General features: G+C 58.3%; 10 protein-coding genes. 3 read left to right on the forward strand and 7 right to left on the reverse strand.

Features of this window, described 5'->3' with window-relative positions; all coding sequences use genetic code 11:
- Window positions 1-34 precede the first annotated feature (34 nt).
- The 5 genes from KGB18_RS16385 to KGB18_RS16405 form a co-directional block, all read right to left on the reverse strand.
- Window positions 35-949 carry a glutamate/aspartate ABC transporter substrate-binding protein gene (locus tag KGB18_RS16385; RefSeq protein ID WP_123719542.1) on the reverse strand — a complete coding sequence of 305 codons (915 nt, stop codon included), beginning with the start codon at window positions 947-949 and terminating at the stop codon, window positions 35-37.
- 448 nt (window positions 950-1,397) lie between these two features.
- Complete coding sequence (glpD, locus tag KGB18_RS16390) at window positions 1,398-2,936, reverse strand: glycerol-3-phosphate dehydrogenase (RefSeq protein ID WP_123719362.1); 1,539 nt, start codon at window positions 2,934-2,936, stop codon at window positions 1,398-1,400.
- 329 nt (window positions 2,937-3,265) lie between these two features.
- A complete protein-coding gene (locus KGB18_RS16395) occupies window positions 3,266-4,021 on the reverse strand; it encodes a DeoR/GlpR family transcriptional regulator (RefSeq protein ID WP_007898523.1) in 756 nt (251 codons plus the stop codon).
- A gap of 84 nt (window positions 4,022-4,105) precedes the next feature.
- Complete coding sequence (gene glpK, locus KGB18_RS16400) at window positions 4,106-5,611, reverse strand: glycerol kinase GlpK (RefSeq protein WP_007898522.1); 1,506 nt, start codon at window positions 5,609-5,611, stop codon at window positions 4,106-4,108.
- Window positions 5,612-5,687: 76 nt separating this feature from the next.
- A complete protein-coding gene (locus tag KGB18_RS16405) occupies window positions 5,688-6,539 on the reverse strand; it encodes an MIP/aquaporin family protein (protein WP_123358047.1) in 852 nt (283 codons plus the stop codon).
- A gap of 370 nt (window positions 6,540-6,909) precedes the next feature.
- Here KGB18_RS16405 and ybaK point away from each other — a divergent pair, with 370 nt between their 5' ends.
- Together ybaK and KGB18_RS16415 are read left to right on the forward strand one after the other, a co-directional pair.
- Window positions 6,910-7,380 (forward strand): Cys-tRNA(Pro) deacylase, encoded by a 471-nt coding sequence (gene ybaK / locus KGB18_RS16410; RefSeq protein ID WP_123719361.1) that lies wholly within the window; start codon window positions 6,910-6,912, stop codon window positions 7,378-7,380.
- Between the two features lie 116 nt (window positions 7,381-7,496).
- Complete coding sequence (locus KGB18_RS16415; RefSeq protein ID WP_123719360.1) at window positions 7,497-8,279, forward strand: PhzF family phenazine biosynthesis protein; 783 nt, start codon at window positions 7,497-7,499, stop codon at window positions 8,277-8,279.
- Between the two features lie 122 nt (window positions 8,280-8,401).
- Here KGB18_RS16415 and KGB18_RS16420 read toward each other — a convergent pair whose 3' ends face one another.
- Both KGB18_RS16420 and argF read right to left on the reverse strand, forming a co-directional pair.
- On the reverse strand, window positions 8,402-9,511 hold the full coding sequence (locus tag KGB18_RS16420; RefSeq protein WP_123719359.1) for an ABC transporter ATP-binding protein: 1,110 nt from the start codon (window positions 9,509-9,511) through the stop codon (window positions 8,402-8,404).
- Window positions 9,508-10,428, reverse strand: a complete 921-nt coding sequence (argF, locus tag KGB18_RS16425; protein ID WP_123719358.1) for an ornithine carbamoyltransferase — start codon at window positions 10,426-10,428, stop codon at window positions 9,508-9,510. Before argF ends, KGB18_RS16420 begins: the two co-directional genes overlap by 4 nt.
- 405 nt (window positions 10,429-10,833) lie before the next feature.
- On the opposite strand from argF, the gene KGB18_RS16430 reads away from it, so the two are divergent.
- Window positions 10,834-11,124: a hypothetical protein gene (locus KGB18_RS16430; protein ID WP_038981868.1), complete on the forward strand. Its 291-nt coding sequence runs from the start codon at window positions 10,834-10,836 to the stop codon at window positions 11,122-11,124.
- Window positions 11,125-11,142 lie beyond the last annotated feature (18 nt).

Raw genomic sequence — 11,142 nt, forward strand, 5'->3', positions numbered from 1 at the left:
AAAGGCCCTCTCAGGGGATAAGGTTAGTCAGAAATCAGGATTTCTTTTCGTCAGCCGCTTTGTCGGTCGGATTGGCGATCAGGGCCTTGAGCTCTTCGCTCATCGGGAACATCAGATTCAGGCCTTTTGGCGGAATTGGCTGCATGAACCATTTTTCGTAGATCTTGTTGATCTCGCCCGACTTGTAGGTCGCGATGATGGCGTCGTCGACGGCTTTCTTGAACGGTGCGTCGCCCTTGCGAACCATGCAGCCGTAGATTTCGAACGATTGTGGTGTGCCGGTCACGGCCCAGTCATCCGGCTTCTTGGCCTTGGCCATTTCGCCCGCCAACAAGGCGTCGTCCATCATGAAAGCAACGGCACGGCCGGTTTCCAGCATCTGGAAGGACTCGCCATGGTCTTTGGCGGAGATCACGTTCATGCCCATCTGCTTGTCGGCGTTCATCGACTTGAGGATGCGCTCGGACGTGGTGCCGGCGGTGGTCACGACGTTCTTGCCTTTGAGGTCGGCGAAGTCTTTGTACGGCGAGTCTTTCTTGGCCAGCAGCTTGGTGCCGATTTCGAAGATACCCACGGAGAAGTCAACTTGCTGCTGACGTTCGACGTTGTTGGTGGTGGAGCCGCACTCGACGTCCACGGTGCCGTTCTGCACCAGCGGGATACGGGTTTGCGAGGTCACCAGGTTGTATTTGACCTGGAGGTTGGGCATGTCCAGGTCTTTCTTGATGGCTTCAACGATTTTCAGCTGGATATCGTGGGAGTAGCCAACCGGTTTGCCGGAAGCGTCCGCGATATAGGAAAACGGAATGGAAGCGTCACGATGCCCGAGGGTGATGGTGCCGGACTCTTTGATCTTCTTCAGTGTGCCGGTGAGTTCGGCTGCGAAAACTGGAGTGCTAATCAGAGCGGCAGCAATGGCTGCGCCCAGGATATGGGGAACGATGCGCATCAAATTTTCCTCGACATTGTTTTTTTTATGGAGCCAGTTCATCGGCCTTTTGGTGCTTCGAATGCCTGACGGCTCCTGAAGCGTTGGCGCAACAGGCATTCGTCCAAGAGTGTAGAGCATGACTCGTGCCAGGCCAGGCGATATAGATCAACTCATTGATTTATAACGTTATTAAATATTTGTGGCGTTGAATTTTCTATTGGGCAATCCGGTTTACCGAATCGACTGGCAAGTCGCGTTCGGAAAACCGAATGCAATCTTGGGTTTTACTCAAACCCTGTGGGAGCGGGCTTGCCCGCGATAGCGGTGTATCAGTCGACATTATTATTGACTGTGCTGGCGTCATCGCGGGCGAGCCCGGCTCCCACAGGGGTTCGCGATGCGTTCGGAATACAAAAAAGCCCCTGAATCTCACGATTCAGGGGCTTTGGTTCAACCGGATTCCCGATCAGGCCGCTTGGATCTTGCTGCGGTTCTGTTCGACCTTGTTCAGGTAATCCTTGAGCTTTTGCTGTTCCGCCGGGGTGGTGAACAGCCCGAGCTTGCTGCGGCGCCACAGAATATCGTGGGCGGTGGTCGCCCATTCTTCGCTGCACAGGTAATCGACTTCGCGGGTGTAGAGACCGCCGCCGATGTGTTCGCCCAGATCACTGAGGCTTTCCACGCCTTCGAGCATGCGCCAGGTGCGGCTGCCGTAAGTGGTGGCCCAACGTCGAGCGATCTCGGTGGGCACCCAGTCGAACTTGTCGCGGATCCGCAAGCTCAAGGCTTGCGGGGTGGTCATGTCTTCGCCGCCGGGCAGGGTGGCGCTGGCGGTCCAGCTTGGCTTGATGTGCGTGAAGTACGGGGCCAGTTGCGCCAGCGCCGATTCGGCCAGTTTGCGGTAAGTCGTCAGCTTGCCGCCGAACACCGACAGCAGCGGCGCTTCTTCGCCACTGCCCGACAACGCCAATGTGTAATCGCGGGTGACGGCCGATGGGTTGTCGGACTCGTCGTTGCACAGCGGGCGAACGCCGGAATAGCTGTGCAGGATGTCGTCGCGGCTGATTTGCTTCTTGAAGTGGGCGTTGACCACTTTGAGCAGGTAATCGGTTTCGCCTTCGGTGATCGCAACTTTCGCCGGGTCGCCGGTGTACTCGCGGTCGGTGGTGCCGATCAGGGTGAAGTGATTCAGGTACGGAATGGTGAACACGATGCGCTGATCTTCGTTTTGCAGAATGTGCGCGTGTTCGCCTTCATACAGTTTCGGCACGATCAGGTGGCTGCCCTGGATCAGACGGATGCCGTACGGCGATTCCATCTTCAGGTCGTCACGAATGAACTTGGCGACCCACGGGCCGGCTGCGTTCACCAGCGCTTTGGCGCGGATCGAAAACAGGCTGCCATCGGCGCGTTCCAGGTGCAGGTGCCACAGGCCTTTGGTGCGACGGGCACTGACGCAACGGGTTTGGGTATGGACGTGAGCGCCTTTCTCGCGGGCGGCCATGGCGTTCAGTACGACCAGGCGTGCGTCATCGACCCAGCAATCGGAATATTCGAAGCCTTTGGTGATTTCGCTTTTCAGCGGGCTGTCCGGGCCGAACTTCAGGCTTTTCGAGCCTTCGAGTTTTTCCCGTTTACCGAGGTGATCATAAAGGAACAGGCCGGCGCGGATCATCCAGGCCGGACGGAGGTGCGGGCGGTGCGGCAGCACGAAACGCATCTGTTTAACGATGTGCGGCGCCTTGGCCAGCAGCACTTCGCGCTCGGCGAGGGCTTCGCGCACCAGGCGGAATTCGTAATGTTCGAGATAGCGCAGGCCGCCGTGGATCAGCTTGCTGCTGGCGGACGAGGTGTGGCTGGCCAAGTCATCCTTTTCGCAAAGGAATACCGAAAGACCGCGACCGGCGGCATCCGCTGCGATCCCCACGCCATTGATCCCACCACCAATGACGGCGATATCGTAAACCTCGGCAAGAGGGGGCGTAGGCAAGGTAGAAGTGGGCATCGGCTGGCCTCGGGCTTTTGATTTTCTATATTGGAATTCGAACATTAATGTTCATTTGCGAAAATATTAGCCCATAAAGACGCCCGCAGCCAGTCCACTTCGATTGAAAATACTGATCGAAGGGCAGTTAAAGGAAAATTTACGAACATTTAATGAGCGTGGGAGGGCTTTTTTGGCGAGGGAGCTTGCTCCCGCTGGGCTGCGAAGCAGCCCTAAAACCGGTGAGCGCGGTTTTTCAGGAAGAACAAATTGTCTGATTTGCGTCTGCTGCGCAGCCGAGCGGGAGCAAGCTCCCTCGCCACAAGGGAGCGTGCTGTTTTCGAAGGGGGTTAAACCACTTCCAACCGAATCTTGTGCTGGCTCAACAACTGCGCCAAGGCCGGCGAAGGCTGCTGATCAGTGACCAGGCAATCGATCAGGCTGATCGGCCCCAGGCGAATCATGGCATTGCGCCCGAATTTGCTGGAGTCCGCCGCGAGGATCACCTGCCGGGCATTGGCGATGATCGCCTGGGACACCCGCACTTCCTGATAATCGAAGTCCAGCAAACTGCCGTCTTCATCGATGCCGCTGATGCCGACCAGTGCGAAGTCGACCTTGAACTGGTTAATGAAGTCGACACTCGCCTGACCGACCACGCCACCGTCCCGCCGCACGTTGCCACCGGTCAGCAGCACGTCGAAATCGTCCTTGGCGCTGAGCATCGAGGCCACATGCAGGTTGTTGGTGATGATCTTCAGGTGGTTGTGGTTGAGCAGCGCCCGAGCGATGGATTCGGTGGTGGTACCGATATTAATGAACAGCGAGGCGTGATCGGGAATCTGAGCGGCAATGGCTTCGCCGATACGCTGTTTTTCATCGCGCATCTGATCGGCGCGCATGGCGTAGGCGGTGTTTTCGACGCTGGAATCATAGGCTGCGCCGCCGTGGTAGCGACGCAGCAGATTGACTTCCGCCAGTTGATTGATATCGCGGCGGATGGTTTGCGGTGTAACGACGAACAGCTGAGCCATTTCCTCGATGCTGACATAGCCGCGTTCGCGGACCAGTTCGAGGATTTGCTGCTGACGGGGAGGCAGATTCATGGGGCTTCCTTTGGGCTGCCGTGCAAAATTTGCCCATGATGCCGCAGGAATCTGCTCCCTACCAGTTAGAACCCCATCCTTGGCTTATTCAGCGCCTTCGTGCGGTTCCCAATCACGAGTACGGCTGACAGCTTTCTTCCAGCCAGCGTAGAGTTTTTCCTTCGCGGTTTCGTCCAGCGTCGGTTCGAACTCGCGCTCGATCACTGCCTTGCCGCGCAACTCGTCCAGGCTGCCCCAGAAGCCACACGCCAGACCCGCCAGGTAAGCCGCGCCCAATGCGGTGGTTTCGCGCATTTGCGGGCGCTCGACCTGAGTGCCGAGGATGTCGGCCTGGAATTGCATCAGGAAGTTGTTTGCAACTGCGCCGCCGTCCACGCGCAGGGACTTGAGGCGTTCGCCGGAGTCCTGCTGCATGGCGTCCAGGACGTCGCGGGTCTGGTAGGCAATCGACTCCAGCGCGGCACGAATGATGTGATCCACGCGTACGCCGCGAGTCAGGCCGAACAGCGCGCCGCGGGCATACGGGTCCCAATACGGAGCGCCCAGGCCGGTGAAGGCCGGCACCAGGTACACGCCGTTGCTGTCCTTGACCTTGTTGGCGAAGTATTCGGTGTCATGGGCGTCGTTGATGATTTTCAACTCGTCACGCAGCCACTGCACGGTGGAGCCACCGTTGAACACCGCGCCTTCGAGGGCGTAGGCCACTTCGCCGCGCGGGCCGCAAGCGATGGTGGTGAGCATGCCGTGTTTGGACTTCACTGCTTTGTCGCCGGTGTTCATCAGCAGGAAGCAACCGGTACCGTAGGTGTTTTTCGCCTGGCCTGGTTCGACGCACATCTGGCCGAAGAGGGCCGCCTGCTGGTCGCCGGCAATACCGCCAATGGCGATGCCGCTTTTGGTGTGGCCGTAGATTTCGGACGAGGACTTAACTTCCGGGAGCATCTCGCGCGGGATGTCGAGGACTTCCAGCATCTTGGCGTCCCACTCCAGCGTGTGGATGTTGAAGAGCATGGTGCGCGAGGCGTTGGTGTAGTCGGTGACGTGCACTTTGCCGCCGGTAAATTTCCAGATCAGCCAGCTATCGATGGTGCCGAACAGCAGTTCACCCTTGCGCGCACGCTCACGGCTGCCTTCGACGTTGTCGAGGATCCACTTGAGTTTGGTGCCGGAGAAGTACGGGTCGGTGACCAGGCCAGTGGTGTCGCTGATGTATTGCTCGTGGCCATCGCGCTTGAGCTGCTGGCAGATTTCGGTGCTGCGGCGGCACTGCCAGACGATCGCGTTGTAGATCGGGCGGCCGGTGGTCTTGTCCCAGACTACGGTGGTTTCGCGCTGGTTGGTGATGCCGATGGCCGCGACCTGATCGTGATGCAGGCCGGCTTGAGCCAAGGCCTCGACCATCACGGCGCTTTGGGTGGCGAAGATTTCCATCGGGTCATGTTCGACCCAACCGGCTTGCGGGTAATGCTGCGCGAATTCGCGCTGGGCGGTGCAGACCACGTTCGCGTCACGGTCGAAAATGATCGCGCGGGAGCTGGTCGTACCCTGATCGAGGGCAATGATGTAGTTCTTATTCTGTATGTCGGTCATGTCGATTGCCTTGGACGAAAAATAGGAAGTGAGGTCAGGCGCGGGACCACATGGGCAGGATCACGCGCCAACGGTTTCAAGACGTTCTTGGTTTGCCGTCAATGGCCGGTGCTGCATCCTTTGTAGCAGGTATGGCGCTGGGCAGATGACGGGCAATCAGCCCGCGATAAGCTGCAGCACCGAGGCAGGCACCAACAATCGGTGCAAAAATCGGGATCAGGAAGTACGGGATATCGCGTCCGCCAGTGAAGGAAATTTCACCCCAGCCTGCGAAGAAAGTCATTAGTTTAGGACCGAAGTCGCGGGCCGGGTTCATCGCGAAACCGGTCAACGGGCCCATCGAGCTACCGATCACGGCAATCAGCAGGCCGATCAGCAACGGCGCCAGCGGCCCTTTGGGCAGGCCATTGTTGTCGTCGGTCAGCGACATGATCACGCCCATCAGGATGGCGGTGATGATCACTTCAACCAAAAAGGCCTGGGCTGTGGTCAGGGCCGGGTTCGGGAAGGTGGAGAACACCGAAGCCAATTCAAGGCTGGCCTGGGTGCCACGAACCATTTGGTGAGTTTGTTCGAAATCGAAGAAAAGGTTGCTGTATAGCGTGTAAACCAACAAAGCCCCGCAGAAGGCGCCGGCCACCTGGGAGAGGATATAGAACGGCAGTTTGCGCTTTTCGAAGTCAGCGAAAATGCTCAGCGCGATACTCACTGCAGGATTGAGGTGCGCGCCGGAAACGCCGGCGGTGAGGTAGATCGCCATACTGACGCCCACCCCCCAAATGATGCTGATTTCCCACAGTCCGAAGCTGGCACCCGCCACCTTGAGCGCGGCAACGCAGCCGGTACCGAAAAAGATTAGCAGTGCAGTACCCAGAAACTCGGCCATGCATTGGCTCGAGAGCGACGGTTGTTGTAAAGCAGTTGTCATTGAAAACCTCGTTTTTGTTGTTGTCTGGCGCTTTTTCATCAAGGTCAAAGCGCGATTTTCACCAAGGCAGAATCCCCATCCTGTGCTCGGCTTACTGCTGGGTGCTGCGGTGAGACATTCGTACAGTATTCAGATTCGAAAAAATATAGACAAGAAACGCTGCTGTCAAAGGTCGAAAGTGAACTGTTGGTCACATTTCAACTATTAGTCACGTGAATGACCGCATCGTTCATCAGGCAGGCCGACCGTGGACGAACGGCACCGAAGGCCGGCCAAGCTATTGAAATGGCGTTGTAATAGAGCCTTTTATCGATCAATGACCTAGAATCCTGCGCAGTATTTTTCTTCTGCCGCCAAGCTTGGAGCTGCCATGACCCCCGCATTGGATTTGTTGAAAAAAGTTCGTGCCGAACATCGCGTGCACAGTTACGAACATGATCCAAAGGCGGCGTCCTATGGTCTGGAGGCCGCGGAAAAACTGGGGTTGGACCCGGCTCAGGTGTTCAAGACATTGTTGGCGGCCAGCGAGAAGGGAGAGTTGTTGGTGGCGGTGGTGCCGGTCGTCGGAAGTCTGGACTTGAAGGCGCTGGCGCATGCCGCTGGCGTAAAAAAAGTCGAAATGGCCGACCCCGCGGCTGCACAGCGTTCGACGGGGTATCTGTTGGGCGGCATCAGCCCGCTCGGGCAGAAGAAGCGCCTGCGTACCTTTATTGACCGTTCAGCCCAGCCTTTTTCCAGCATTTTCGTCAGCGCCGGACGGCGTGGTCTGGAAGTTGAACTGGCGCCCGCCGTGTTGGCCGAACACACCCAGGCGAAGTTCGCCGATATCGGTCGCGCCTGAGTAGAGGGTCTCGGGCGTTCAGCCCGGCCCCGTATGGTGGAAATTGATTGGTTCTGTCACTGGTGAAGGGCTCTTCGTGGCTGCATGCTCGTCGACCTAAAAAAGGGAGATGTGGCATGCAGCTAGAGTTTCATCAGGTCGACGCGTTCAGTGATCAGCCGTTCAGTGGCAACCCGGCGATGGTGTACCGGCTCGATGCCTGGCTCGACGATGAGTTGATGCAAAAAATCGCCGCCGAACACAACCTCGCCGAAACCGCGTTTCTGGTACGTGAGGCGGCCGTTTGGCACATCCGCTGGTTTACCCCGACCACCGAAGTCCCGTTATGCGGCCATGCGACCCTGGCCAGCGCCTATGTTCTGTTTGAAATCTATAAGGAACCGGTCGAACGGCTGGACTTCATCTGCCAGTCCGGCCTGCTGAGTGTCAGCCGTGAGGGCGAGCGCTTGTGGCTGGATTTCCCGGTCATCGTGCCGACGGAAGTGGGCGTGACCCTGGATATCGAGCGCGCCTTGGGTGTGAAAGCGGTTGATGTGCTGGGCTCGAAAGAATTGTTCGTGGTGCTGGAGTCCGAGCAAGCGGTGCTCGATTGTCAGCCGGACATGGTTGCGCTGGCAAAACTGCCGTGGCTGGGCGCCATTGTGACGGCCAAGGGCAACAAGCATGATTTTGTGTCGCGATACTTTGCCCCGGCAATCGGCATCAACGAAGACCCGGTGACCGGGTCGACCCATTGCAGCCTGATTCCGTATTGGTCGGAACGCTTGGGCAAGTCGAGTCTGACGGCTTATCAGTGTTCGGCACGGGGCGGGGAGTTGTTTTGCCAGCTGGAAGGGGATCGGGTGAGTATTGGCGGGAATGCGACGCTGGTCGCAAGCGGCAAATTATTGCTCGGATGATTTTTTGTAGGAGCGAGCGGTGCGGCGATCCGAGTTGCCCGCGAAGGCGCCGTGTCAGTCGACATCATCATTGACTGACACGACGCCTTCGCGGGCAAGCCTCGCTCCTACAGATTCTGGTGTCAGCTGGCGGTGCTGTACCGCCGAACACCGGATTCGATCACCGGGATCTGCGCCGCCGTGCTGCCGTTCGCCTGAAACAGCACCAGGTGTTCAGCCGCCACCCGAATGCCTACTTCAGCACCGACCAGATGATCGGCATGGCTCGGGAAAATCGACTCCAGCTGCGCGCCCGTAGGCAACTGCAAGCGGTACAGGGTTGATGCGCCCTGGAAGCTCTTGCCAACAATCTGCGCCCTCAGTGGGCTGTCCGGCGCATAGACGATATCGTCCGGACGCAACAACACATCCACGGCACAACCGATTGGCCAGGTGTAGGCACGGTTGCCGCGCAATTCACCCAACTCGGTCTGTACCGACTCCGGGCTGCTCAACTGACCGCGAATGAAGTAACCCTGGCCAATGAAACTGGCCACGAATGGCGTAAGGGGTTCGTGATAGAGGTTGTAGGGCGTGTCCCACTGCTCCAGGCGACCTTCCTTGAAAACCCCCACATGGTCACTGACCGCGAAGGCTTCTTCCTGATCGTGGGTCACCAGAATCGCACTGGTGCCGCGAGCCTTGAGAATGGCGCGTACTTCATGGCTGAGCTTGCGTCGCAATTCGCCGTCGAGGTTGGAAAACGGTTCGTCGAGCAACAGCAGCTGCGGTTCCGGCGCCAAGGCGCGGGCGAGGGCGACACGTTGCTGCTGACCACCGGACAACTCATGAGGGAAGCGCTTGCCGAGGTTTTTCAGGTTGACCAGTTCGAGCAGCTCTTCGGTGATGCGATCCTTTTGCGGGTGCTTGCGGATCCCGAAAGCGATGTTCTCGGCCACGCTCAAATGCGGAAACAGTGCGTAATCCTGGAACACCATGCCGATCCGGCGCTTCTCCGGGGCGAGGGTGAAACCAGCGCTGGAGATGGTCTCGCCCGCCAGCTGGATTTCGCCTTCGTGCACCGGTTCAAAACCGGCAATCGCCCGCAGGGTGGTGGTTTTGCCGCAGCCCGAAGACCCCAGCAGGCAACCGATATCGCCGGCATTCAAATGCAGGTTGAGGTTCTGCACAACCCGCTGGTTTTGGTAACCGCAGGCCAGGTTGCGCAGGTTCAGCAGTAATGGCTGGCTCATGCGTGGTGGTACGAAGGCGGGACGAGGAATTCGAGCAAGGCCTTTTGCGCATGAAGACGGTTTTCGGCTTGATCCCAGGCCACCGAGCGCGAGTCGTCGAGCAGGTCGAGGCTGATTTCCTCACCACGGTGGGCCGGCAGGCAATGCATGAACAGCACGTCCGTCGCGGCCAGGTCGAGCAGGGCACGGTTGACCTGGAACGGTGCGAACAACTTCAGGCGCTTGGCGGTTTCCTCTTCCTGGCCCATGGAGGTCCAGACGTCGGTGCTCACTAGGTGCGCGCCACGCACGGCTTCCTGCGGATCGCGGACGATGGTCACCCGATCGCCGGCTTTAGCCACGAACTCAGGGTTAGGCTCGTAACCTTCCGGGCAGGCGATGCGCAACTGGAAGTCGAACTGGATCGCCGCTTCTATATAGCTGTTGCACATGTTGTTGCCATCGCCGATCCAGGCCACGGTCTTGCCTTGAATCGAACCGCGGTGTTCGAGGAAGGTTTGCATGTCGGCCAGTAACTGGCACGGGTGCAGGTCATCGGACAGGCCGTTGATCACGGGCACGCGGGAGTTGGCGGCGAATTCGGTCAGGGTGCTGTGGGCAAAGGTACGGATCATCACTGCATCGAGCATGCTCGACATGACGATGGCACAGTCGCCGATCGGCTCGCCGCGACCCAGTTGGGTATCGCGTGGCGACAGGAAGATCGCCTGCCCACCGAGCTGGATCATGCCGGCTTCGAACGAAATACGGGTGCGGGTCGACGATTTCTCGAAAATCATCCCGAGCACGCGGTTTTTCAGAGGCTCGAACAGTACGCCGCGGTTACGCAGGTCTTTGAGCTCAACGCCTCGACGGATCACGCTGACCAGCTCTTCGGGCGTGCAATCCATCAGGGAGAGAAAGTGCCTTGCGCTCATCATTGACTACCTTTTTGCAACAGACCGCAGATACTCAAAGCCTTGTTTAACTGAAAAACGGGCGAGACCTGCGGCGTAAGCCGCACGGGGCGACGAAATAGGGGAAGGCGCGATATTGACATTAAATGTCGCGTTTTTCCAATGGGCTACGGTGTTTAGAGGATTTCAGAGGGGCTACGGGTGACCGCAGTAGCGCTTTTGAAGCCTGTTTCCTGACAGCAGCTAACCATTTGTACACCGCGCTCGCCGGGCTTGGCAATCAAACAGGGCGCGGGCGACACGCTGGCGGTCGGTTTTTGACCTGTCATTCGGGCCTTTGGCGGGCAATGTGTCTTGTCCGAAACATTTGCTAAAGCAAAGTGCTGGGTTATAACTAGAGCACGAGCGACGCAGGAAGCCTCAGGAATGGAATCGAAAGAACAACTGTTAATGGAGCTACTCGGCCTTACGGCCCGCTCCCTGACTCACCTCACCGCTTCCATGACCTCGATGTCTTTCGAGCTGATGCGTAGTGAAGACGAAGTCACGAAGGTGGCCGGCCGGCGCATGATCGACCGCATGGCCACCATCAGCGCCGGGCTCGACGAGCATTGGCGACTGATTGGCGAGCTCACCGGCGTGCATGTTGCCCACGAGCAGATCGAAACCATCGAGGAGATCCAGTTGCAGGCGCCGCCGAGTCTGCCGCCGAACTGATCCCTTGCTGTCATCGGC

The organism is Pseudomonas sp. BF-R-26 (genome assembly GCF_019947395.1).
Lineage (GTDB): Bacteria > Pseudomonadota > Gammaproteobacteria > Pseudomonadales > Pseudomonadaceae > Aquipseudomonas > Aquipseudomonas farris.

Coding starts and splice junctions, on each gene's coding strand:
- glpD (WP_123719362.1), bottom strand. CDS start 2,936: ATGCCCACTTCTACCTTGCCTACGCCCCCTCTTGCCGAGGTTTACGAT.
- KGB18_RS16395 (WP_007898523.1), bottom strand. CDS start 4,021: ATGAATCTGCCTCCCCGTCAGCAGCAAATCCTCGAACTGGTCCGCGAA.
- KGB18_RS16420 (WP_123719359.1), bottom strand. CDS start 9,511: ATGAGCCAGCCATTACTGCTGAACCTGCGCAACCTGGCCTGCGGTTAC.
- glpK (WP_007898522.1), bottom strand. CDS start 5,611: ATGACCGACATACAGAATAAGAACTACATCATTGCCCTCGATCAGGGT.
- KGB18_RS16430 (WP_038981868.1), top strand. CDS start 10,834: ATGGAATCGAAAGAACAACTGTTAATGGAGCTACTCGGCCTTACGGCC.
- KGB18_RS16415 (WP_123719360.1), top strand. CDS start 7,497: ATGCAGCTAGAGTTTCATCAGGTCGACGCGTTCAGTGATCAGCCGTTC.
- KGB18_RS16385 (WP_123719542.1), bottom strand. CDS start 949: ATGCGCATCGTTCCCCATATCCTGGGCGCAGCCATTGCTGCCGCTCTG.
- argF (WP_123719358.1), bottom strand. CDS start 10,428: ATGAGCGCAAGGCACTTTCTCTCCCTGATGGATTGCACGCCCGAAGAG.
- KGB18_RS16405 (WP_123358047.1), bottom strand. CDS start 6,539: ATGACAACTGCTTTACAACAACCGTCGCTCTCGAGCCAATGCATGGCC.
- ybaK (WP_123719361.1), top strand. CDS start 6,910: ATGACCCCCGCATTGGATTTGTTGAAAAAAGTTCGTGCCGAACATCGC.